This window comes from Devosia rhodophyticola (assembly GCF_028816475.1).
In the GTDB taxonomy this organism is placed as follows: domain Bacteria; phylum Pseudomonadota; class Alphaproteobacteria; order Rhizobiales; family Devosiaceae; genus Devosia; species Devosia rhodophyticola.
This window is the reverse complement of the sequence record NZ_CP118247.1, coordinates 3,451,669-3,474,928: the sequence shown is the minus strand read 5'-3', so window position 1 is coordinate 3,474,928 and position 23,260 is coordinate 3,451,669. Positions and strand designations below refer to the sequence as shown.

17 protein-coding genes and 2 pseudogenes are annotated in these 23,260 nt (G+C 56.2%); 8 read left to right on the top strand and 11 right to left on the bottom strand.

Annotated elements, in window-relative coordinates:
• Window positions 1–37: 37 nt before the first annotated feature.
• The 6 genes and pseudogenes from bamA to PSQ90_RS16965 all read left to right on the top strand — a co-directional run.
• Window positions 38–1,441 (top strand): annotated as a pseudogene (bamA, locus tag PSQ90_RS16990) (outer membrane protein assembly factor BamA); the annotation flags it as partial.
• A 74-nt stretch (window positions 1,442–1,515) separates the two neighbouring features.
• Complete coding sequence (lpxD, locus tag PSQ90_RS16985) at window positions 1,516–2,544, top strand: UDP-3-O-(3-hydroxymyristoyl)glucosamine N-acyltransferase (RefSeq protein ID WP_282211418.1); 1,029 nt, start codon at window positions 1,516–1,518, stop codon at window positions 2,542–2,544.
• The gene (gene fabZ, locus PSQ90_RS16980) at window positions 2,541–3,017 is read left to right on the top strand and encodes a 3-hydroxyacyl-ACP dehydratase FabZ (protein ID WP_282211417.1); all 477 of its coding nucleotides are present in this window, start codon (window positions 2,541–2,543) and stop codon (window positions 3,015–3,017) included. The genes lpxD and fabZ overlap by 4 nt, the downstream gene beginning before the upstream one ends.
• Complete coding sequence (lpxA, locus tag PSQ90_RS16975) at window positions 3,014–3,820, top strand: acyl-ACP--UDP-N-acetylglucosamine O-acyltransferase (RefSeq protein ID WP_282211416.1); 807 nt, start codon at window positions 3,014–3,016, stop codon at window positions 3,818–3,820. Before fabZ ends, lpxA begins: the two co-directional genes overlap by 4 nt.
• 30 nt (window positions 3,821–3,850) lie before the next feature.
• The gene (gene lpxI, locus PSQ90_RS16970) at window positions 3,851–4,675 is read left to right on the top strand and encodes an LpxI family protein (protein WP_282211415.1); all 825 of its coding nucleotides are present in this window, start codon (window positions 3,851–3,853) and stop codon (window positions 4,673–4,675) included.
• Window positions 4,668–5,804 carry a lipid-A-disaccharide synthase gene (locus PSQ90_RS16965; protein WP_282211414.1) on the top strand — a complete coding sequence of 379 codons (1,137 nt, stop codon included), beginning with the start codon at window positions 4,668–4,670 and terminating at the stop codon, window positions 5,802–5,804. The genes lpxI and PSQ90_RS16965 overlap by 8 nt, the downstream gene beginning before the upstream one ends.
• Here the strand turns inward: PSQ90_RS16965 and gltA are convergent.
• Entirely contained in the window at window positions 5,791–7,080 is a 1,290-nt protein-coding gene (gene gltA, locus PSQ90_RS16960) for a citrate synthase (RefSeq protein ID WP_282211413.1), read from the bottom strand. The two genes, PSQ90_RS16965 and gltA, sit on opposite strands and share 14 nt — an antisense overlap.
• A 158-nt stretch (window positions 7,081–7,238) precedes the next feature.
• Complete coding sequence (gene gltX / locus PSQ90_RS16955) at window positions 7,239–8,657, bottom strand: glutamate--tRNA ligase (RefSeq protein WP_282213110.1); 1,419 nt, start codon at window positions 8,655–8,657, stop codon at window positions 7,239–7,241.
• Between the two features lie 48 nt (window positions 8,658–8,705).
• Between gltX and PSQ90_RS16950 the strand changes: the two genes are divergently transcribed.
• The gene (locus tag PSQ90_RS16950; protein WP_282211412.1) at window positions 8,706–10,877 is read left to right on the top strand and encodes a ComEC/Rec2 family competence protein; all 2,172 of its coding nucleotides are present in this window, start codon (window positions 8,706–8,708) and stop codon (window positions 10,875–10,877) included.
• 19 nt (window positions 10,878–10,896) lie between these two features.
• Here the strand turns inward: PSQ90_RS16950 and PSQ90_RS16945 are convergent, their stop codons facing one another.
• Genes PSQ90_RS16945 through PSQ90_RS16935 form a run of 3 tightly spaced genes read right to left on the bottom strand, consistent with a single transcriptional unit; the run spans window position 10,897 to window position 13,313 of the window.
• On the bottom strand, window positions 10,897–11,772 hold the full coding sequence (locus PSQ90_RS16945; protein ID WP_282211411.1) for an SMP-30/gluconolactonase/LRE family protein: 876 nt from the start codon (window positions 11,770–11,772) through the stop codon (window positions 10,897–10,899).
• Window positions 11,769–12,380, bottom strand: a complete 612-nt coding sequence (locus tag PSQ90_RS16940; RefSeq protein WP_282211410.1) for a 2-dehydro-3-deoxy-6-phosphogalactonate aldolase — start codon at window positions 12,378–12,380, stop codon at window positions 11,769–11,771. The genes PSQ90_RS16945 and PSQ90_RS16940 overlap by 4 nt, the downstream gene beginning before the upstream one ends.
• A gap of 12 nt (window positions 12,381–12,392) precedes the next feature.
• The gene (locus PSQ90_RS16935) at window positions 12,393–13,313 is read right to left on the bottom strand and encodes a 2-dehydro-3-deoxygalactonokinase (RefSeq protein ID WP_282211409.1); all 921 of its coding nucleotides are present in this window, start codon (window positions 13,311–13,313) and stop codon (window positions 12,393–12,395) included.
• 307 nt (window positions 13,314–13,620) lie between these two features.
• On the opposite strand from PSQ90_RS16935, the gene PSQ90_RS16930 reads away from it, so the two are divergent.
• Window positions 13,621–15,426, top strand: coding sequence for an IlvD/Edd family dehydratase (locus tag PSQ90_RS16930; RefSeq protein WP_282211408.1), 1,806 nt, complete (start codon window positions 13,621–13,623; stop codon window positions 15,424–15,426).
• A gap of 58 nt (window positions 15,427–15,484) precedes the next feature.
• On the opposite strand, the pseudogene lexA reads toward PSQ90_RS16930, so the two are convergent.
• The 6 genes and pseudogenes from lexA to PSQ90_RS16900 form a co-directional block, all read right to left on the bottom strand.
• Window positions 15,485–16,202, bottom strand: a pseudogene (gene lexA, locus PSQ90_RS16925) (transcriptional repressor LexA).
• 203 nt (window positions 16,203–16,405) lie between these two features.
• On the bottom strand, window positions 16,406–18,850 hold the full coding sequence (gene treY / locus PSQ90_RS16920) for a malto-oligosyltrehalose synthase (protein WP_282211407.1): 2,445 nt from the start codon (window positions 18,848–18,850) through the stop codon (window positions 16,406–16,408).
• On the bottom strand, window positions 18,847–20,697 hold the full coding sequence (locus PSQ90_RS16915; protein ID WP_282211406.1) for an alpha-amylase family glycosyl hydrolase: 1,851 nt from the start codon (window positions 20,695–20,697) through the stop codon (window positions 18,847–18,849). The genes treY and PSQ90_RS16915 overlap by 4 nt, the downstream gene beginning before the upstream one ends.
• Before the next feature lie 91 nt (window positions 20,698–20,788).
• Window positions 20,789–21,508, bottom strand: coding sequence for an ABC transporter ATP-binding protein (locus tag PSQ90_RS16910; protein WP_282211405.1), 720 nt, complete (start codon window positions 21,506–21,508; stop codon window positions 20,789–20,791).
• Complete coding sequence (locus tag PSQ90_RS16905; protein WP_282211404.1) at window positions 21,505–22,356, bottom strand: ABC transporter ATP-binding protein; 852 nt, start codon at window positions 22,354–22,356, stop codon at window positions 21,505–21,507. The genes PSQ90_RS16910 and PSQ90_RS16905 overlap by 4 nt, the downstream gene beginning before the upstream one ends.
• On the bottom strand, window positions 22,353–23,252 hold the full coding sequence (locus tag PSQ90_RS16900) for an ABC transporter permease (protein ID WP_282211403.1): 900 nt from the start codon (window positions 23,250–23,252) through the stop codon (window positions 22,353–22,355). The genes PSQ90_RS16905 and PSQ90_RS16900 overlap by 4 nt, the downstream gene beginning before the upstream one ends.
• Between the last annotated feature and the right edge of the window lie 8 nt (window positions 23,253–23,260).

Sequence of the window (23,260 nt, the reverse complement as noted above, 5' to 3'; positions counted from 1 at the left end):
GAATTGAAGGGGTCGATCTCGGACCGATACCAATCGGCGCTATTCGATAACCGATCTGCAAAAGACCATTGAGGACATGTCCTACGAAGCCACGGCGCAGGGTTATTCCTTCGCCGACGTTCGAGCGCGTCTGGACCGTGATATTTCAAATCGCAAGTTCAACATCACCTATCTGGTCGATGAAGGTCCGCGCGTTTATGTCGAGCGCGTCAACATCACCGGCAATACGAAAACCCGTGACTTTGTGATCCGCCGTGAGTTGGAGTTTGGTGAAGGCGACCCGTTCAACCGTTCCATGGTAGTGCGTGGCCGTACCGCGATCCAAGATCTTGGGTTCTTCAAAACCGTCGATATCACGACTGAGCCGGGTTCGTCGCCAGACAAGGTTGTTATCAATATCGCGGTGATCGAGCAGTCGACCGGTGAGTATGGTGCAACAGCGGGTTATTCGACCGTCGATGGTATTCTGGGCGAAATTTCGCTGACGGAACGCAATTTTCTGGGTCGTGGACAATATCTGCGCGCAGCAATTGGTGCGTCTCAGTCTGGCAAGACCTTTGATTTCTCCTTTACTGAACCCCGTTTCATGGGTCTTAAGGTGTCGGCCGGAGTTGATGCCTATCATCGTATTGATGATGAAACTGCGACGAGCTTTTATGGTTCGACAGCGACCGGCGGCCAGCTGCGCTTTGGTGTTCCAATCACACGTGACCTGTCGACGACCGTATTCGCCGGTGGTGAACACAAGGTCATAGTTGACAATGTTGTGGGTGAACCTAATTCCAGCCTGGTCGCTGATGGGCAGGAGTTCAACAAGGCCTTTGTTGGATATACCCTGACCTGGAACAGTGTCGATGACGTCAAAAAGCCGACCGAAGGCATCTATGCCACTTTCACCCAGCAGTATGTCGGGTGGGACTTCAACTACATGCGTACCGAAGCCAAGGCCCGCTATTTCGTGCCGCTGCTTGAAGACAGTGGTATCGTGGCGAGCGTCAAGGGTCAGGCTGGGGTCATTAATGACTTTAGTGGAGCCGGCGTTCCGGTTGTTGAGGCCTACAAGCCCGGTTCAAGCCTGATCCGTGGCTTTGAAAGCCGTGGTCTTGGACCGCGTTTGGCATCGGGCGAATATCTTGGCGCGACAATGTATGCGGGCGTATCGGCTGAAATCATGTTCCCGATCCCTGTATTGCCAGAAAGCTACGGCGTCAGTGGTGCAGTTTGGGCAGATGCGGCCTGGGTTGACGGAACAGCTGCCAATAGTGGTGGCGTTCCTCTTGATGCAGGCAGCGTCGACAACAAGTGGCGTTCTTCGATCGGCGCATCGCTCATCTGGGATTCACCATTCGGACCTCTGCGCGGCGATTTCGCCCATGTTCTCAACAAGGCTACGTCCGACCGGACACAGGTCTTCCAGCTGACGCTGTCGACGCTACTTTAGGTCACAACGCGTGTAGAATTTCATGGAGCCGCGGGGCGGTAGCGCCGCGGCTCCTTTAATTGTTAAGTGATGTCATGGTCGATATACGCTTCCACCGATTTTCCGGTCCGACCCCGCTGGGCAAAATTCTGTCCGATATTGGGTTTGTTGCGCCCGGTCTTGCGGCCGACGCGTCTGCGTTCGTCGTCCAAGGCGCCAACGAAGTCGCGCTCGCAGACTCTGGAGAGCTCGTTCTTGCGGCCAATGCGCGTTATACTGCGGAGCTTAGCCGCACGCACGCTGGCGTCGCAATCATATTGCCTGCATTGCGGGATGCTGTTCCTCCCCATACCTTTGCAATCGAAGCCGAGCGTCCTCACGAAATTTTTGCAGATATCCTGGACCACCTATATCCGAAGGGCCGCATTCCTGATCTCACTTTAGCGAGCGATGAGCCGCAGTCCCCACTGATTGAGGCCGACGTTGCCATTGGTCCGGGGGCCGTCATTGGCGAAAATGTAGAAATTGGTCGCGGTAGCGTTATTGGTGCTAACACCGTAATCGGCAGCGGCGTTACAATTGGCCGCAATTGCGTAATTGGGCCCAACGCCACCATTGACTGTGCACATATCGGCAATGATGTGGTTGTTCATTCAGGCGTTCGCATCGGAACTGAAGGGTTCGGATGGCTGGATTTTGGCCGCACCAATCGCAAAGTACCGCAGCTGGGCCGCGTGATCGTGCAGGACCGCGTAGAAATTGGCGCGAATTCCACAATTGATCGCGGTGCGCTGGGCGATACGGTTATTGGCGAGGGAACCAAGATCGATAATCTGGTGCAGATCGGGCATAATTGCCGCATTGGGCGCAATTGCCTGATCGCGGCGATGTCGGGCCTTTCCGGGTCAACGATTGTCGGAGACGGTGTGCTCATGGGGGGTGGTGTCGGCACTTCGGGCCATCTCAACATTGGTAGCGGGTCGGTTGTTCATGGACGGGCCGCCGTCACCAAGGATTGGCCGGCCGGTTCCAAGCTTGCTGGTGCGCCCGCGCAGGATATAAGAGACTTTTGGCGAGAGTTGGCGACGATGCGTAAAATGTCCAAGGGAGAACCACGGAAATGAATGAAATCTCGACCGAAAACGCAGAACTCACTGCGATGAGTATTGCCGAGATTCTCATGGCACTCCCGCATCGCTATCCCATGCTGATGATCGATCGGATTATCAAGATTGACGCCGACGAAACGGCTATCGGGATCAAGAACGTTACATTCAACGAGCCGATTTTTCAGGGGCACTTCCCTGACAATCCGATTTTCCCCGGCGTTCTGATAATCGAAGGCATGGCACAAACTGCCGGTGCTATCGTGATCCGTCACGACTCAAATTCAGGAAACAAGAACATCGTTTTGATGCTGGGCGTCGACAAGGCAAAATTCCGCAAGCCAGCGGTGCCGGGCGACAGAATTGAGTACCACATCGCCAAGATCCAGCGGCGCCGCAACGTAGGTCGGTATTCGGCCAAGGCGATGGTAGACGGGACCGTCATTGCCGAGGCAGAAATTACCGCGATGATCGTCGGGGCACCTCAGTGAGCCAACCTGTAATTCATCCAACCGCCATTGTTGGTGAGGGTGCCCGCATAGGTGCGGATGTCCGCATCGGACCTTACTGCATTGTCGGCGACGCTGTTGAGCTGCATGACGGCGTCGAACTCGTGTCCCACGTTTCCATTGATGGGCGAACCGAAGTTGGCGAAGGCACAAAGATCTATCCGTTCGCATCTATCGGTCACCAACCGCAGGATCTTAAATATGCGGGTGAGGAATCGCGCCTTGTCATAGGTAAACGCTGTACCATTCGTGAGGCGGCGACACTTAATCCAGGCACGAAGGGCGGAGGTATGCTCACCCAGGTCGGTGATGACTGCCTTCTCATGGCCAACTCGCATGTTGCCCACGACTGCATCGTTGGCAACAACGTCATCATGGCCAATTGTGTGGGCGTCGCTGGTCACTGTATCATCGGCGATAACGTGATTTTTGGCGGAATTGTTGTGGTGCACCAGTTTACCCGCATTGGATCGCATGCCTTTATTGGTGCCCAAAGCATGATTGATGCCGATGTAATTCCCTATGGGATGGCGTTGGGAAATCGCGCAAGCCTTGCAGGTTTGAATCTCGTTGGCCTGCGGCGTCGAAAATTTGATCGGGACGCCATCCATAGTTTGCGTGCGGCTTATCGGCTGATTTTTGCCAGCGAAGGCACATTGCAGGAACGCGTGGAAGACGCGGCCGAGCTGTTCAAGAATGATGCTTTGGTTCAGGACGTGGTCAGTTTTATCGGTGCGGCATCAGATCGACCGATCATGACGCCGCGCAATGGCGCCAACACCTAACCTTTCGAGGCCGACAGCGTGGCGGGAAGATTGTCCATATTCGCCGGTTCTGGCGATCTGGTGCCACACGCCGTCGCAGCGGCCAAGGCTGCCGGATACAAGGTTCAAGTGCTGACCTTGACCTCGCGCACCGATCTCGCGGGGGTCAAGGTCGTCGCCGCTGATATTGCTAATCCACTTGGAATTATCTGGTCGCTCAAGATTTTCCGCACAAGTCACATCATTTTGGCTGGAGGCATTCACCTTCCTGACAAGGCGCGGCAGGATTTAATTCGCTTTGCTCAAGGTTTGGATACCGCCGATGCTGCAGCAGTGCCTGTTGGTGACGCCGCATTGGCTGGACTGGGCAGTGTGCTCAAGAAGATGACCGGTGCGCAATTGGTCGGCATCGAAGAGATTGCCCCCGAACTTCTTGCCAATCGCGGACTGATGTGCGGACCGGAGTTCAATGCCAACATTGAACCGTCGTTGGCCCAAGCGCTCGAAACGGCCAAAGCGATTGGTGCACTGGACATTGGGCAGGCTGTTGTCCTGTCGGGCATGCGTGTTATTGCCGTTGAGGACATCGGTGGAACGGATGCCCTGATCGCCCGCGTCGGAGAGCTGGTGCGCGACGGCCTGGCTGGCGACGGTTCGACCCCGCTTGTATTGGCCAAAGCCATGAAACCGCAGCAGCCAGCATTCGCTGATTTGCCGGCCATTGGTCCAACGACCATCGAAAACTGTGCCAGAAACGGCATCAGCATTGTTGCAGTAGAAGCAGGACACAGCCTGGTAATCAATCGGACCGGCGTCGCCGAGTATGCCGATAGGCATGGGGTAACGGTAGTCGGGATGCCCCTGAACCATGGTTGATTCACTTAAATTTTTTATTGTGGCGGGCGAACCCTCAGGGGACAGAATAGCTGGTGATTTGGTGCGGAGGTTGCAATCGCGCTTACCGTTGAACCTTGCAGGCGTCGGCGGCGACGAAATGACGGCACTCGGCCTTAGCCCGATTTTTCCTATGGATGACCTGTCGGTCATGGGACTAACCGACGTTATCAAGCGATTGCCCTTGCTGTTGTGGCGGGTCGAACAGACAGCACGAGAAATTGTGCGGCGGGTGCCAGACGTTGTCGTGTTGGTCGATGCTCAGGACTTTTCCAAACGAGTTGCAAAACGGGCGCGGGCACTTGGATTCAAAGGGCCAATGATCCTTTTTGGCGCCCCCACCGTTTGGGCGCGCGGACCCGAACGTGCCGCAAAATTGCAGCCGTTGTTCGACGAAGTCCTAGCCGTATTGCCATTCGAGCCGGAGGTGATGGCACGGCTTGGTGGGCCGCCAACAAGCTATGTTGGTCACCCAGCGCTTAAGGATGTGGCTGTTTCAAGTAGACGTGCGACCGGCAAGATCGCGCTACTGCCCGGTAGCAGATCCGGCGAATTGCGGCGCCATATGCCGCTGCTGCGTATTCTGGCTGAACGCTTCATGGATCATCCTGGGGTTGAAGGATTTTTTATCCCAACGTTGCCCCATCTCGCCGAAAAGATGCGTACTGAGGTAGCCGGGTGGCCAATGCCCGTCGAAATTGGGGCGGTCCGTGCTGAGCGGGCCTATCACTACGGGCAAACACTGATGGCGCTAAGTGTGGCAGGCACTGCCACCCTGGAACTGGCGCTGGCAAAACTACCTATGATCCTGATCTACTCCATGGATGCGGCTCAGGCGGCGGCGTACCGGCGGATTGGAAAGCCATTGGTCGGGCTACCCAACATCATTGCCGGTTCAGCCATCGTTCCTGAATTTGTGGCCCGGAGCCCAAACCTGGAAGAAATTGCGACTGCGGCCGTGCATTTGGTCGAAAATGAAGAAGCCCGCCAACGCCAGGTTGCGGCGTTTGACGAGCTCGCTAAATTGATGCAGTCGGGTGCACCGGACGCTCCACGCCAGAACCCGGAAGATCGGATACTGGCGCACTTGCCAAAATTCAGCGCTTGCTGATTTCTTCGTAGTCGCGCGATGGCGAGCCGTTGTAGAGCTGCCGCGGACGGCCGATTTTCTTTTGCGGATCGCCGATCATTTCCTTCCACTGGGCAATCCAGCCCACGGTGCGCGCCATGGCGAACAGTACGGTGAACATCGAGGTCGGGAAGCCGACGGCGTCCAAAATAATGCCGGAATAGAAATCCACATTTGGATAGAGCTTGCGGTCGATGAAGTACTGATCCTGAAGCGCGATTTTTTCCAGTTCCTGGGCAACCTGCAGCGTTGGATTATTTTCGACGCCAAGAAGATCCAGGACTTCCTTTGCGGTAGCCTGCATGACCGTGGCACGTGGATCAAAGTTTTTGTAGACCCGGTGGCCAAAGCCCATCAGCTTAAACGGATCGTTCTTGTCCTTCGCCCGAGCGATGAATTCGGGGATGCGATCGACGGTGCCGATCTCGCGCAACATGTTCAATGCCGCCTCGTTGGCGCCACCGTGCGCAGGACCCCACAGACAAGCAACGCCGGCAGCGATGCAGGCAAATGGGTTGGCGTCGGACGATCCTGCCAAACGGACAGTTGATGTTGACGCGTTCTGCTCATGATCGGCATGTAGCGTAAAGATCAGATCCATGGCGCGGGCGATCACCGGATTGACCTCGTAGGGTTCTGCCGGGACCGAGAAACACATGCTCAGAAAATTGGATGCAAAATCAAGATCGTTACGCGGATAGACGAAGGGCTGCCCCACCGAATACTTATACGCCATCGCAGCAATGGTCGGCATCTTGGCGATCATGCGGATCGAGGCGATCTCACGCTGTTCGGGATCGTTGATATCGGTGCTGTCATGGTAAAACGCAGCCATGGCACCGACCACGCCAGTCATGATAGCCATCGGATGGGCATCGCGACGGAATCCGCGGAAGAAATAGTGCATTTGCTCATGCACCATGGTGTGGCGGGTCACCAACGCTTCAAACTCGCGCAACTGCTGCTTGTTCGGCAATTCGCCATAAAGCAGCAAATAGCAGACTTCAATAAAGCTGCCTTTGGCCGCCAGTTGATCAATGGGGTAACCGCGATAGAGCAACTCACCCTTGTCGCCATCAATGAAGGTTATGGCGCTGTCGCATGCGGCAGTCGAGGTAAATCCCGGATCATAGGTAAACATGCCAGTCTTGGCATAAAGCGAGCGGATATCAATGACATCCGGCCCGACGGAACCTTCAAGAACGGGGAACTCGTAGCTTTCGTCCCCGATGACGAGTTTGGCGACTTTATCGGTCATTTAGCTCTCCTGGATGGCCCACACCAAAATTGATAGGAAGTACGCGGCAGGCGGGGCCAGCAAAGTGGTTCAGGCGTATTCTACCTCTGACGTAGCGTTCTGTGTCTATCGCAGGCAATCGAAGGGTAAGCAAGGCTTACCCTCATTTGCTCGCCCGGCTATTGCCCGGTCTGGTCTGACAAGCGGTCAAGACTGGCGTCTTTTCCTATCAGCACCATGACTTCAAAGATGCCTGGCGAAACCGTTCTCCCAGTCAAAGCTGCGCGCAATGGTTGCGCCAGTTTGCCCAGTTTCAGGCCCTTCTGTTCGGCTAGAGCGCGCATTTCGGCATCAATTGCCGGAACAGCCCAATCATTGAGTTCGCGCAAGACGGGCACGATATCTGCCAGCAGTGCGCGTGAGTCGTCGCTCAATATAGCAGCCGCTGCCGCGTCGATCGTCAGCGGACGTACAGCGTAAATGAACTGGGCCAGATCAATCAAGTCCAGAACCGTTTTGGCGCGCGGCTGCAACTCAGGCAGGGCGGCCAGCACGGTTGCCTTGTTGGCAACCAAACCGTTGTGATCAACGCTTCGACCGACCTCGGCCGCCGTATCCACCATTACCTGAAACAGGTATGCCGGGTCGGTTTCACGTATGTAGATCCCGTTTATATTCTCGAGTTTGACGAAGTCGAACCGCGCGGCGCCCTTGTTAAGCGCCTCAAGGCTGAACCATTCGACCATCTGCTCGGTGCTAAAAATCTCGTCGTCATCATGGGACCATCCAAGCCGCGCCAGATAGTTGCGCAATGCCTCGGGCAAGTAGCCCATATGTCGATAGGCCTCGACACCCAACGCGCCGTGTCGCTTGGAAAGCTTGGCGCCGTCAGGCCCGTGGATCAGGGGAATGTGAGCCATTTCTGGAACTGCCCAACCCATGGCGTTGTAAATGATTATCTGACGCGCCGCATTGGTCAGATGGTCGTCGCCTCGGATGATGTGGGTGACGCCCATGTCGTGGTCATCGACCACCACGGCATGCATATAGGTCGGCGTACCGTCGGAACGCAGGATGATAAAATCGTCCAGATTTTCGGTCTTGAATACCACTTTGCCCTGGACATGATCGTTGACGGCGATCTCGCCAGATTGCGGTGCTTTGATGCGCACGACCGGCGCGATCTCACTAGGGGCATCGGCAGGATCCCGGTCGCGCCAGTACCCGTTGTAGCGCGGTGCCTTGCCGGCCGCGCGAGCTTCCTCCCGCATCTGGGTCAATTCCTCAGGCGAGCAATAGCATTTGTAAGCCAGCCCTTTGGCCACCAGCTGGTGGGCAACTTCGGCGTGGCGGTCGGCGCGGCCAAACTGCGAGATGGCGTCCCCATCCCAGTTCAGACCGAGCCAGGACAAGCCGTCCTTGATGGCGTCGACCGCAGCTTCAGTAGAGCGTTCACGGTCGGTATCCTCGATGCGCAACAGCATTTTGCCGCCCAGCTTGCGCGCGTAGGCCCAACTGAACAAGGCAGTGCGCGCACCGCCGATATGAAGATAACCGGTGGGAGACGGCGCGAAACGGGTGACAACTTGAGACATGATAACCAGAACGGTTGGACAGATTGTGCGCCGTGTGTACCATAGGCAAGCATGAGCGCAAGGGTAGGGGTGCGCCAGTTGCCGAGGCAAGCAGTGATTGATGCAGAATTAGCCAGCCGCAAAACCCCGGTTTCACCCTTCAAACACCAGCTACCAGGAACCCGATTTGAGCGGGCGTCCGAAAAGCGCTTTGCTGTATTCAGCGACATCGAAAAAGCGCTGCATCGTCGCCGCCTGATTGTTCTTTTGCCCTTTGCCATGATCGTCGGATTGGTGATTTACGCCGGCATGGATTCCGAACCGTTTCACTGGGCTTTAACCGCCATAGGTGTGGCTTTGGCCATCGCCATGGCATTCTCGGGCGCGACAATTCAACGCTTGCGTGTCCTCGTATTATTGGCTGCCGTATGGCTGGGATTTGCAATATTGCCGCTTCACGGTGCGTTGTTTGGCACGCCAATGCTGGCTTATCCGGTCTATGGAAAATTCACGGCCCACGTTGACAAAATAATTTCCGCCAGCCCTGAGGCAAGGCGAATAATCGTATCAAACCTGCAACCAGACGATCCTCGCGACGCCGTATCCATTCGCCGCGCCCGGCTGTTCCTGGCGCCACAACCGCCGCTGTCACCAGGCGATATCATTCGCGCCAAGCTGCGGTTGGCGCCCGTCCCCGGGCCGGTGCTTCCGGGGGCGTTTGATGCGCAGTTTCATGCCTACTTTGACGGCATCGGCGCCTACGGCAACGTAACGAGTGAATTGGAGCTGGTCAGCGCCGGGCCTGAATTTGATCTGATCCGCTGGGTGGATACCATCCGTCGCCAGATCGGGGGGCGTATCGATCGCGTATTGACGGGGCAGGCGGCAGCCATTGGCTGGGCAATGGTTGTTGGTGATCAAAGCCTGATCAGCGATGAAACACGCGAGGTCATGTCAGGGGCAGGGTTGGCCCATATTTATTCAATCTCAGGATTGCACATGTCGCTGGTCGCGGGCGGCATGTTTGCTTTGCTGCGCCTATTGCTTGCCTGCATGCATGGCGCCGCCCAGACGCTGCCGATAAAGAAAATCGCGGCCGTTGGCGGTATCATTACCGCTTGCGGCTATCTGTTGCTCGCCGGTGGCATGTCGAACGTGCCAGCCTTTCGCTCGACGCTCATGTTGGCGCTGGTGTTCGGCGCGGTTTTGGCGGGCAGGCGCGCGTTGACCATGCGCAACGTGGCGTTGGCGGCCATTGTTATCATTCTAATCGATCCACCGAGTATCTTTCGAGCAAGCTTTCAGCTCTCATTTGCCGCCGTTGTTGGTCTGATTGGTGTCTATGAAATGCCGCGGCAGGGAATGCGCGGCAACCTGGGTTGGTTTGGCCGAATTGGCAAAACCGTCGCGGCGACCGCCATGACCAGTTTTATTGCAGGCTCGGCAACATTGCTGTTTTCGGCCTATCACTTCCAGCAAACCGCGCCGCTCGGCGTTCTAGGTAACGTCATGGCATTGCCCATTGTCAGCCTCGTCATCATGCCCGCCGCCATGCTCGGTCTTCTATTCATGCCGCTCGGCGTCGAAGGATATTTCTTCCAGGCGATGGGCTGGGGAATCGACGTGATGCTGGAAATTGCGCGTCTGGTGGCGAGTTGGAGCGCCGGGCTTGAAGCCCATCCGTTACTGTCCGCCACCGCGCTATTGATCGGATTGGCCGCTCTGGCCTGGTTCGCGTTTCTCGAAGGCTATTGGCGCTATGCCGGGCCAATCCTCGCCATTCCGGCTATTGTGCTGTTTGGATTTGCGGCCTTGCCAGATGTGTTGGTTGCCGACACAACACAGGCGGTTGCCGTCCGAAGCGACAATGGCTTTGGGTTGCTCGGTGGGCGAAACCGGAGTTTCGCCGTCAAGGTCTGGAGCGAACAGTTTTCTGAACCAATTGCCGCCAAGGCGTTCGGCATCCGGTGCGACGATCAGGCCTGCGTTGCCCCCGGACAAGGATTTTCCGTATCATTGGTCAAAGATTATTCGGCTTTCCCCGAGGATTGTAGTCGAAACCAACTGGTGGTTACGCGCTTGCGCGCACCGAAATTGTGCCGAGATCAAACCACGGTCATCGATATCGATGATCTCAAACGCGGCGGCGTGCAGTGGCTTCGCTGGCAATCAGGCACAAGTCAATTTGAAATCAGACCCGCGATCACCAGCCTCAATCGACCGTGGCGAATTCTGCAACGCTGACGCCCGCCGCATTTGGGCACTATAGTTGGAGCAATGTTTCGGGAAGCCCGGGCACGTCGATCGTAACGCTGAAAATCCCGCCAGCGACTTTTTCTGCCGCCAGTTTTTCCGCCGACATACCCGTGTTTGCACTGGTCAGGAACAACGTCTTGTAATCGGGACCGCCAAATGCCGGGCAAGTCACCTGGCTGACCGGTACTTCAATTACGCGATCAATCGACCCGTCCGGCGCGTGCCGCACAACACAATTTCCACCCCAACGGGCGTTCCACAAATAGCCTTCGCTGTCCGTAACAGCACCATCCGGCGCGCCACGACCATCGACAACTTCGTGGAACAACCTCCATTCACCCACTGGTAGACCAGTTTGTGGGTTGGTTTGACACTGCATGATCCGCTTTGTCGGCGTGTCGGCAAAATATGCAACCGTGCCGTCTGGCGAAAAACAGGTTGCATTTGGAATGGCGACCCTGGGCAGAACAGTTGTCAGTTTTCCGGCGCGATAGTGATAAACTGCGCCTTCGGGTTCGCCTTCATCTTTGCGCATGGTCCCGATCCAGAAGCCGCCAGCGCGATCGACCCGGCTGTCGTTGGTACGGGTAGCAATGTTGTCAGCTTCGATGGCAACTATCAGCGACTGAGCGCCTGTCTCAAGATCAAATCGTTTAAGACCGGTTTCGGTTGCGATGCCAAGCGTGTTCCTGTCAATCACGCCCGCAGCGGCAACCACCTCATCAAACTGCCACTGCCCGACGACCTCACCTTCCGTGCTGGCCGCAAAAAGAGCCTGCGCGACAATGTCGAAATAGAACAATTGCTGGCGAAGGGGATGCCAGATCGGGCCTTCCCCCAACGCACACTGACTGTCGATCAACAGATTGGCGGTCTTGTTCATGCCGCTGATCCCAAGTCATACGCTGCAACAGCAGTCCGGGCGCGTTCGGCGACGTCATCGGCGCTCATGCCCGGCTTGTACAGATAGGTCCCCAATCCAAAGCCGATGCAGCCAGCTGCAAAGTACTCATTGAAATTATCGGGGTTGGCACCACCAACGGCATAAAGCGGAATTTCAGGCGGCAACACGGCCTTCATTGCTTTGATGCCTTTGGGACCAAGGACTTCGGCGGGGAAAAACTTGAGCCCGGTTGCGCCGGACCTGATGGCCCGGAACGCTTCGGTGGGTGTCATGACACCGGGGTATGATTCAAGCTGAATACGCACCGTCTCTTCGATGACCGACTTGTTGGCGTCGGGAGAAACAATGAATGTGCCGCCTGCGTCAGCTACCGCCCAAACCTGCTTTTTGGTCAATACGGTACCGGCACCGATTTCGGCTTTGTCGGCCAATGTGTTTGATGCCAGCGAAATGCTGGTAAGCGCATCAGGTGAATTCAGAGGCACTTCGATACGGTTGATGCCTGCCGCAATAAGCGCCTCGCAAACTGCGATAGACTCCTTGGGGGTGATGCCGCGCAGGATGGCGATGATGTGGCGGTGGGTCATGAACTCGATTCCTTATGCTGCAAACTGGCGAGCGGCCTTGAGGCCAGTGAGGACGGCTTCGGTCGCATCAACCAGGCGCGATTTTGCGCCGGCCCTGGACAAGGCACGTTTATAAAGCTCGCAAAGAGCTGTGGCCCCAATCAGAGGCACTTCGGACTCGCCCAGCCAATCGCGATGGCCGCCGATTTCCGAACCGATCAACAGCCCCGATAGATATCCCGCGCACCAATCCGGCTGACGGTTCGAAAGAAGCGACCCGGCGCGAACACCAAACAATAGGCCTAGCAAATCGTCCGGTCGTCCAAGGCCGACATCGACGCCCGCGTCAAATCCCGCATCGCGGTCAGGCCCATCCAGATCGCCGTTCAGCGAATGACGCAGCACGGAATGGGTGCGCAACACTTCGTATAGCTCGCCGGTCATAGCGGTGGCAAAGCGCGAAATACGGGCACCGCTCAACGCCACCCATTTGGAATGGGTACCGGGCATGCAAACGACTCCGTCGAAATTTGGGATCAGCGCGCTCAGGCCCAGTAGCTGGGTTTCCTCGCCACGCATGACGTTCTCGTTGCCTGGTGTTTTCTGGCAGACGCCGGGCAGAATGGCTGGACGCAACCTATCGTTTGGCATTTTCGGCTGAACGGCACCATTGGCCAACGCCTGCAGATTGGCGGGGGCATCAAGATAAGGCGCTTCAATCCAGCCCTGCCGCGCCCCAGCCATGCCACAAATCAACACATCAACCGAACTGGTGGCAAAATCTTCGCCGGCGACCACTTCACTCAACGCAGCGGGGTAGTCGTCGCGGTCCAGCTTTCCCATACCTTTGGGCGAGGTGCGGCTGAATACAATCTCGCCAGAGGCATCGATGCCCCATGCGCGCAGGTTAGAAGTGCCCCAGTCGACCGCGATCCATTCAGCTTTTGAAGTCAATATTGCCTCTTGTGTAATGTCGCCCGGCCCCATTGCCGCGATGTCGGCGACCCTAGTTGCATCAATTCATTTCAGCCAGACCAAAACGCCCAACATTTTTCTGATGGCGAGGGCGCGCGTACCGGCGGTGTACCAACGCGCCGCCCTTCTGTCGCCTCATCTGATAAGATATTTCAAGCGTCGTCCCCGCAAAAACATGAATTTAGTGGCAGATACCAGTTCATTCTTTTGTCCGACATGTTAAAAGCCAATCTATACAGATATGGCGCGGCCAGTCCCAGGCCGTGTGTGTTGAGGAATTCAGACAATGACGGAAAACAAGGACAACGCATCACAGAAATTGCGTTCACGCGCCTGGTTCGATAACCCGGAAAATCCGGACATGACCGCACTCTATCTCGAGCGTTACATGAATTTCGGCGTTTCGCGCGAGGAGTTGCAGTCCAACAAACCGATCATTGGCATTGCTCAAACTGGCTCAGATCTGTCGCCATGCAACCGTCACCACATGGTTTTGGCCGAACGCGTGCGCGAAGGCATCCGCGAAGCTGGCGGCATTGCCATAGAATTTCCAGTGCATCCCATTCAGGAAACCGGCAAGCGCCCCACGGCCGGCCTTGATCGAAACCTCTCCTATCTCGGGTTGGTTGAAGTCCTTTATGGCTATCCGCTCGATGGCGTCGTTCTGACCATCGGGTGCGACAAGACAACACCTGCGATGCTGATGGGCGCTGCAACGGTCAATATTCCTTCGGTCGCACTTTCCGTCGGCCCGATGCTGAATGGTTGGCATAAGGGCGAGCGCACTGGGTCGGGTACAATCGTATGGAAGGCACGCCAGATGATGGCTGCCGGTGAGATTGACTATGCCGAATTTATCGAGCTCGTCGCTTCATCCGCACCTTCGACCGGTTTTTGCAATACGATGGGTACGGCAACCACGATGAACTCGCTGGCCGAAGCCTTGGGTATGCAACTTCCCGGTTCGGCAGCCATTCCCGCGCCCTATCGCGACCGGCAGGAAATGGCCTATCGTACTGGCAAGCGCATCGTCGACATGGTGCGAGAAGACCTCAAACCTTCAGACATCATGACCAAGGATGCGTTCCGCAACGCTATCGTCGTCAATTCTGCCATTGGCGGTTCAACCAACGCGCCCATTCATATCAAGGCAATTGCACGCCACATTGGTGTTGATCTCGACCTGCAGGATTTCCAGACTCACGGCCATAAGGTTCCGTTGCTGGTCAATTTGCAGCCGGCTGGCGAATATCTCGGCGAGGATTTCTACCATGCCGGCGGTGTTCCTGCTGTCGTCAACGAATTGATGGGGCAGGGCCTGATCCGCGAAGACGCGTTGACGGCCAATGGAAAGACTATGGGCGAAAACTGTCGTTCCACGACCGTGCAGGACGACCGTGTCATCCGCCATTTCGACAATCCGCTGATGAAAGATGCTGGTTTCCTGGTGCTGCGTGGCAACCTGTTCGACAATGCCATCATGAAGACCAGCGTTATCTCGACCGAATTCCGTGACCGCTATTTGAATAACCCGGCAAGCCCCGGTGCCTTTGAAGGCAAAGCCGTGGTCTTTGACGGCCCTGAAGACTACCACCGCCGCATTGATGATCCTGCGCTTGAAATCGACGAAAATACGTTGCTCTTCATGCGCGGCGCTGGTCCTGTCGGTTATCCGGGCGCTGCCGAAGTGGTCAATATGCGGCCGCCGTCCTACCTGATCAAGAAGGGTATTACGGCGCTTGCCTGTATCGGTGATGGTCGCCAGTCTGGCACGTCCGGCTCGCCCTCAATCCTGAACGCATCACCCGAGGCCGCAGCCGGCGGTAATATCGCCATTCTCAAGACGGGCGACCGCGTCCGTATCGACCTCAATCAAGGTCAGGCTAACATTCTGATTTCAGATGAAGAGATCGTCTCGCGCCGCGCCGCACTCGCTGCAGATGGCGGCTACAAGTATCCAGCACATCAAACGCCCTGGCAGGAAATCCAGCGCGGTCTTATCGATCAGCTGGGCGACGGCGCCGTGCTTAAGCCTGCGGTCAATTACCAACGCATTGCCCAGTCCAAGGGCGTGCCGCGCGACAATCACTGAGCCGCATCAAAAAAGGCCCGCCAACCGGCGGGCCCCATATATTCAGCTGAGGAATGCCTCAGTATTTGCGCAACAAACCGACCAGACGTCCCTGAACCTTGACGCGATCAGAGCCAAAAATTCGCGTTTCGTACGCCGGATTAGCCGCTTCCAGCGCAATAGTATTGCCCTTGCGTCGCAACCGCTTGAGCGTGGCTTCCTGATCATCGACCAATGCCACAATAATTTCCCCGGTCCCGGCAGAATCCTGCTTTTTTATCAAGACCGTATCGCCGTCAAAGATTCCGGCCTCGATCATCGAATCGCCGCGAACTTCCAAGGCGTAATGTTCACCCGCGCCAAGCATCTCTGGCGGCACCATGATGGTGTGGGAGTGACTTTGGATCGCCTCGATAGGTGTACCTGCCGCAATTCGGCCCATAACCGGTATCGAGGCTGGCCGGGCATAGTCCTCTGTCGCAGTGCTCACCCGCGATGGTGGCGAAGCAACTTTGCCCAAATTACCTTCAATTACGCTGGGCTCGAAACGCGCGCGGCGGCCACCAAGCGACGGATTCATCGAGATCGGGCAACTTGACCACTTCAAGCGCCCGCGCCCGATTGGGCAGTCGGCGAATAAAGCCGCGCTCTTCCAGCGCCGTAATCAGGCGATGAATTCCGGACTTGGAAGCCAGATCCAGCGCATCCTTCATTTCATCAAAAGAAGGTGGAATACCGCTTTCCTTCATCCGTTCGTGGATGAACATTAGCAGTTCGTGTTGCTTGCGCGTCAGCATGGCGCCCCTCAGGCTGGAATCGGAACAAAGACTGAACGACAATAACCGTTCTAGTTATGTTCTGCAATATCTATCTCAAAGTGTCGCGCGCTATTGAGCCAACGAGAATAATTGGAGCCATTATTGGTGAACTCAGCAATGAACTTAGCGATTACGGTCGATCCCAGGATGAGGCTGCAGCAGCTTTACGTCTCACGCCCAAACTATTGCTTTTCAGCCAGAATGGCGACAGGACCCTTGGTCGATCCATAGACCAAATTCATCGATTGGCTTCCCACTTCATGGAGCGGCAGGTGCCGGGTGTTGCAATGCCCAGTTGACAGGTCAACGTAAATTCGAACCCGGTTTTGTCCATGTCTGCGCTCGAACGCCAAAACGTCCTCACCACCGTCAATCGCTTCGTATGAGCCGAGCGCGAACAGGCCTGCTGCTTCCTTGCGCAGACCTAGCAACGTGTGAGTCAGGATCAGTTTTTCGTCGATTTCGGGATCGGGAAATTGCAGCCTCTGACTGAGATCTGCAAAATTCACCGGTCGCCGATTGTCTGGATCCATAAAGCTCTGATCCCAGCTTTCCGTGCCCTGATATATGTCGGGAATACCTGGAATCGTGAGTTTCAGCGCCGTTTGGATCAATATTTTACGGCGTGCGATGGTCGCGAAGGTGCCCCGGACCTCTAGAAAACGATCCATAAAAGAAGCATGCGTCATAGCGCGCCCAATGAAAACACAAACAGTGGTTTCATATGCCGTGTTGTTGACACCCCAGTCGCTGCGCTGCCGTGCTTCACGCATTGATTTGATCATGGCGTTCTTTAGCCGATCACCCAAATCGGTGGGAGCGCCAAATAGTGGCCAACCGCCCAGCAACAATTGTAAAAACAAATAGAGGTCGTTCGGCGCGATTGATCCACCACCGACCTCGCTCAGCGCCGCGCGCCAGCCCAATACAGAGGTGCGCCACAGATCCGGCGCGTCGGCAATCGATGCAATAATGGCTCTCGTATCCTCGCTGCGTTTTGTGTCGTGCGTGGAAGTTGCAATCATGCTGCACGGATACGTGCGCAAACGCCGCTGATTTGCATCGTGAAATGCTGCGATACTGAGCGAAAACCGGTCCGGATGCGCACCGACTTCATTTAAGGCAATCAACCGGTTGAACCGATAGAGCGCGGTGTCTTCCAGACCCTTGGCCATGACCGGCCCACTGTACTGCTGGAAGCGACCGATAGCTCGCTCAACAAAATCAAGATCATAGGGTGATTTTAGCCGCCCCCCAAACACATCGGCGATAAAATCAAAAACATCGGGCTGAATTTGAGGTTGAGCGTTTCGCGCCTTGGCGATGGCAATGGCAGTCTCTCGCCGGTCGCGTGGACTGAAAATGGCGCCGTCTTGATAGGTCCGGTACACGGCCAAATGGGCAATAGTTTCACGCAGCGCGCGGCGCAGTCCTGCTTTGGTCAAATCACTGGTGGCTGGCGCAGACCATGCGCAGCGAGCAAACAGGCGTGCCAAAGCAGCGAGTTCGGCGGTCAGTTCATTGTCCATAATCCGCAATTTGCATCGGTATGCCTCATCCTCGGGACTTGGAACGGCACCCACAAAGTCTTCGTACGCCGCGTCGACAGTGAGTTTGGCGTCCCTTTGCATTAATACGCGGGTCAATTGCGCGCCAACTTCATAGCCAGTTGTGCCCTCGATGGGCCAATTGCAGCGCAATCCCTCATGTGGCGCGAGGATCTTTTCGACCACCAGATAGATTGGGCGCGGCGATTTTGCGCGCAACGTCTCCAGATAGTTCTTGGGGTCGAGCAAGCCATCTATATGGTCGATCCGCAGTCCATTAATCAGCCCTTCTGCAATCAGGCTGAACACAAGAGAATGGGCATGTTCAAACACGTCTGGACGTTCGATTTTTATTCCAGCCAGTTCGTTATTGACGAAAAATCGTCGGTAATTGATATCATCGGCGGCGACGGAAAAGTGCGCGAGCCGCCAATGCTGCCTGTTGATTAGTGCAGCCAGCCCGGACCAGCTGTCGGCATTGCCCGGCGATCCATTGAGCGCTGCTATGGCAGCGTCCGCGGTGCCTAATTCCCTGCAGAGACATTCCTCGTCCTCTGGGCGAATTGGCAGTTTATCCTTATCGTTGGCCCAAACCGCAAAGCCGGTGCCATCCCGGCGGACTTCCAACCCCCCAGTTTTCAGGCACTCCGCATACGTTTGACCAAGGAACGGCACAAGAATCTTGCCAACAAGGTCGGGTCGGGGTGGGTTCCAGTCGATATCGAACCAATCGGCGAATTGGCTTGCGGCACCATGCTTGAGCACATCGAGCCACTGCGCATTGTCTGCGCCACCCACGCCCATGTGGTTAGGCACAAAATCCAAAATTGCCCCCATATCATGGCGATGGAGGCTTTTGGTCAACGCTCGAAACTGATCGAGCGAGCCAAGTTCCGGGTTAAGTTGCTGATAGTCAACGGTATCGTAGCCATGCGTGCTTCCTGGCTGGGCTTTAAGAATTGGTGACAGGTAGACATGACTGATACCCAGTTGTGAAAGATAGGGCACGAGCGCTTCGGCGTCAGCGAATGTAAAATTCCTGTTCAGTTGAAGCCGGTAGGTTGCGCGCGGAATAGTCATGAAGGCGCATCGCCACAAAACACCAAAGCGCAATCGCCCGGCAGTACCCAGAACTTTGCCGGATCAATCTGCCGACGCCCCGCGCCATCATAATCCGGGTGCTCGCTGGACCAATTTACCCGCCATTGCAGCCCGTCGGGCGGTGCCAACAATGGTTCGGCCAACACGCCGATATTGAGATCGCGGCCCAGATTGAGCAATAGCAGTCGCTCTTGGCTTGGATCGGGCATTATATAGCGTACGACCAGCGCAGCGTCGCCAATGACCGCGCTGTCGATGCGACGTCCCGAATGCTGAAAAAATGCAGCCTCCCGCTTGCGAAGAGCGATCAGGTCGCGATGCAGTCCAAACATGCCGATATTGCGCTCGGCTTCAGTCCAGTCGAGCTTGCTCCGCTCAAACGTTGCTCTGGCTGCCGGATTGGGAAGCTTTTCCTGCATGATGGGATCAGAAACGCTGGGAAAATTGGTGAGAGATTGCCTGTGCCCTTTGGCCGCCACCGCCGCTTCGTCGCCTTCTAGATGATGAAAATACAAGAACGGATTGGAGGCGGCAAATTCCTGCCCCTGAAACAGGCACGGCGTCTGCGGACCCAACAGGAGCAGCGCCGTTATGGCACGTACTCGGGCAGGTGAGGCCAGGGCGGCAAGGCGGAAACCACGCGCCGAATTGGCGACCTGATCGTGGTTCTCGAGGAAATGGACAAAATGTTCGGCCGGCGTTGCCAAATTATAAGTTCCATAGACCGCCTCCCGCATATCGGATCGTTGCCCCTGATAGAGAAACCCGTACTTGGCCGACGATGCCAATTCCTGCGGCGTGCCCAAATAGTCGCGATAATAAAAATCATTGTGGCCGGTGATGGCGACGTGGGCTGCGTGGTGAAAGTCATCATTCATCATCGCATCAACCCCGCATCCACCCGTCCGCTGGGACTCGATCATCAACCGTTGCTGAGGTTGATTTTCAACCATGACGTACGCCGACCGTGGCGCGGCGGCAGCGCGTACTGCGCGCGTTAGTTCAGCGACAATGTGTTCCGCGCTGTCATCAAACATGGCCTGAACCGCGTCAATCCGCAGCCCGTCGAAATGAAATTTTTCGATCCAGTAGACGGTACAGCCGACGATAAAGTCGCGCACGGCGTGCGAACCCTCGTCATCATAATTGAACGCAGTTCCCCATTCGTTGTCATGGCTATGGGTGAAATAGTGGTCGCTGTAGTGCCCAAAATAATCGCCGACCCCAACGTGATTATAAACAACGTCAAGGATGACGCCGAGACCAAGTCCATGTGCCGCATCAACAAAAGCCCGAACATCGTTTGGCGACCCGTAGGGCGCATAGGGCGCGTAGGGCAGGGTCGTATCGTAACCCCAGCCAAAATTTCCCTTGAAAGCTGCGATCGGCATGATCTGCAGTGCAGTCACGCCCAATGCTTTCAATGCAGCAAGCCGTTCGATGGCAGTGCGCCACGTTCCTTCTTGCGTAAATGTGCCGATGTGGACTTCATAAAATATCTGATCGCGCCGGGTCAGCCCGCGCCAGTCTGCATCCGTCCAATCGAATGCATCATCAACGACAACAGACGCACCGTCACTGCCATCAGGCTGCCACCGCGACGCGATATCTGGTAGCCACGGCCCGCGGTCAATGCTGAACTGATAACGTGTCCCCACGGCAACGTCTGGCATAAGGAGCGAAAAATAGCCCGCTCCGTCGTCATTCATGGCGTGAACATCTCGACCATCCAAAATGACATCAACCGAATTCTTTCCGAGTGTCCACACTCTGAAGGTCGTTCCGTCCAAATTGAACTGGGCGCCAAAAATCGGTCGGTCTGACATGAAAAGAGCCGGGATGGTATCGGTCAGGGATAAACGGGGTAAATCACCGATAGTTCCTCAGGGCAGGTATCGCGTCGTAGTCGATGCCGATCTAGCTGGCCGTCAACAAATCACGGGTATAGTCATGCCGAATATCGCGGGCGCGCAATTGTTCGCGCGTCAATATTTCGACCGCTTCGGCGTTGCGCATCACCATCAACCTCTCACACATGTAGGAGATAACGGCCAGGTCGTGACTGACGATCACATAGGTCAGTCCCAATTCCTGGCGCAATTTATTGAGAAGGTTGAGGATTTCGGCTTGAATGGACACATCGAGCGCCGAGGTTGGTTCGTCGAGCAGCAGTATCTTTGGCTCCAGCGCCAAGGCGCGAGCGATAGCGACACGCTGGCGTTGGCCGCCCGACAATTCATGCGGAAAGCGAAATCTGAACTTCTCGCCCAGACCGATCAACTCCAGCAGTTCGATGGTCCGCTTTTCGGGATTGGGCATGCGATTGATGTGCAACGGCTCAGCGATTGCCTGTCCGATGGCATAGCGCGGATGAAGCGATGCGTAGGGGTCCTGAAAGACCATCTGCACCCGCCGCGCCAACTCTTTTCGATGCGTGGTGCTGGTATCCAGCCCATCCACCGTGATCGAGCCCGACCAGTCGGTGCTCAAGCCCATCATGGTGCGCAGGATCGTGGATTTTCCCGAGCCGGATTCACCAACCAGGCCAAAGCTTTCGCCCGCGGCAACATCAAAACTGACGTTGTCGACGGCGGTTGAAGGGCCGAACCGGACGCTGAGGTTACCCACCGATATCATGGTCGTTCCTCAAGCCAGCTTGCCTCGCGCTGTAGGACTGGCAACGGCGCGAGCGGACCATCAATGGACGGAAGGCAAGACAGCAGCCCTCGCGTATAGGGATGCTCGGCCTCTTCCAAGCGGTCAGCGCGAATGGTTTCAACAACTTGTCCAGCATACATCACCAGAACGCGGTCGCAGAAGCGAGACACCAGCCGCAGATCGTGGCTGATGAATATCAGCCCCATACCGCGCCGCGTCACCAGTTCTTCAAGGATGGACAGCACCTGTTTTTGGACAGTGACATCGAGCGCCGACGTCGGTTCATCTGCAATCAACAAGTCCGGTTCGCGCACAACCATCATCGCGATCATCACCCGTTGTCCCATGCCGCCGGACAATTCGTGCGGGTAAAGCGAGAATACCCGCTCGGGTTCGCGGATGTGAACCGCTTCCAAAGTCGCCAGAGCCATTTCGCGCGCTACGCGTTTCGACATTTTGCGATCGCCAATCCGGATGGCTTCAACGATCTGCATGCCAACTCTCATCACCGGATTGAGTGAAAATTTTGGATCCTGCAGGATCATCCCCATGCGCCCACCACGCAACGCACGACGTTCGCCGGGCGAGGTGCGCGTTAAATCAATGTCGTCAAAACTCATCTTGTCGACATTGACCCGTGCGTAAGGAGGCAGGACGCCTAGCAGCGCGCGTCCCGTAAGGCTTTTTCCAGATCCACTCTCGCCAACAATCCCAAGTTTTTCTCGCCCGAGCTTGAAAGACATGCCCCGAACGGCTTCGGTCAAACTGCCGTCTTCGCCAGGAAAGCCGATACGCAGGTTTTCGATTTCAACCAGATTGTCGCTCAATTGCGTTGCCTCAGATGCGGATCGAGTAGGTCGCGCATCGCATCGCCCAGCAAATTAAATCCCAGACTGACGACGAAAATGGCGATTCCGGGAACCGTGGCGACCCACCATTGATCGAAAATGAACTTGCGGCCCGTCGATATCATTGCCCCCCACTCGGGCAGCGGTGGTTGCGCACCGAGTCCAATGAACCCCAAACCGGCGGCCGTCAGAATGATTCCGGCCATGTCGAACGTCATGCGCACGATCACCGAGGACATGCACATCGGCATGATATGAAACACCACGATGCGGAACTGGCTGGCGCCAGCCAGGCGGATCGCGTTGACATAGTCGGAATTGCGGACCACTAGCGCCTCTGCGCGCGCCAGACGCGCATAGGGCGGCCAAGCTGTCAGCGTAATGGCCAGCGCAGCATTGACGATGCCCGGCCCGAGCGCAGCAACGAATGCCAGCGCCAGTAGCAATTTCGGAATTGCGAGAAAAACGTCGGTTATGCGCATGAAGATGCGGTCGATCCAGCCGCCATAATTGCCGGCGACAGCGCCAATTACCAGGCCCACGGGCGCAGAGGTCACGATCACCAGCCCAACGATCAACAGTGTCAGGCGCGAACCATAAATAATACGCGAGTAAATATCGCGACCCAACTCATCGGCACCAAACCAGTATTCGGCGCTGGGCGCGCTCAAACGATCCGAAAGAATGGGCAAATAAGGATCGTGGGTCGCCAACAGTGGTGCCGCAGCTGCACAAACCAATAGCGCAATAACGATCACCAGCCCGACAATCCCAAGTGGATTGCGCATGAATCTACGGGCAAAGCTCTTGAACTCGGCCAGGCGCGCGGCGCGAAGGTCGCTGCGGATGTCTTCTGATTGCGTCGGCAATGTCATCGGCGGCC

Excerpts from the sequence above, each read along its gene's own strand:
- lpxD (WP_282211418.1), top strand. The coding sequence starts at position 1,516 with ATGGTCGATATACGCTTCCACCGATTTTCCGGTCCGACCCCGCTGGGC.
- fabZ (WP_282211417.1), top strand. The coding sequence starts at position 2,541 with ATGAATGAAATCTCGACCGAAAACGCAGAACTCACTGCGATGAGTATT.
- PSQ90_RS16965 (WP_282211414.1), top strand. The coding sequence starts at position 4,668 with ATGGTTGATTCACTTAAATTTTTTATTGTGGCGGGCGAACCCTCAGGG.
- gltA (WP_282211413.1), bottom strand. The coding sequence starts at position 7,080 with ATGACCGATAAAGTCGCCAAACTCGTCATCGGGGACGAAAGCTACGAG.
- PSQ90_RS16950 (WP_282211412.1), top strand. The coding sequence starts at position 8,706 with ATGAGCGCAAGGGTAGGGGTGCGCCAGTTGCCGAGGCAAGCAGTGATT.
- PSQ90_RS16945 (WP_282211411.1), bottom strand. The coding sequence starts at position 11,772 with ATGAACAAGACCGCCAATCTGTTGATCGACAGTCAGTGTGCGTTGGGG.
- PSQ90_RS16940 (WP_282211410.1), bottom strand. The coding sequence starts at position 12,380 with ATGACCCACCGCCACATCATCGCCATCCTGCGCGGCATCACCCCCAAG.
- PSQ90_RS16930 (WP_282211408.1), top strand. The coding sequence starts at position 13,621 with ATGACGGAAAACAAGGACAACGCATCACAGAAATTGCGTTCACGCGCC.
- treY (WP_282211407.1), bottom strand. The coding sequence starts at position 18,850 with ATGACTATTCCGCGCGCAACCTACCGGCTTCAACTGAACAGGAATTTT.
- PSQ90_RS16915 (WP_282211406.1), bottom strand. The coding sequence starts at position 20,697 with ATGTCAGACCGACCGATTTTTGGCGCCCAGTTCAATTTGGACGGAACG.
- PSQ90_RS16910 (WP_282211405.1), bottom strand. The coding sequence starts at position 21,508 with ATGATATCGGTGGGTAACCTCAGCGTCCGGTTCGGCCCTTCAACCGCC.
- PSQ90_RS16900 (WP_282211403.1), bottom strand. The coding sequence starts at position 23,252 with ATGACATTGCCGACGCAATCAGAAGACATCCGCAGCGACCTTCGCGCC.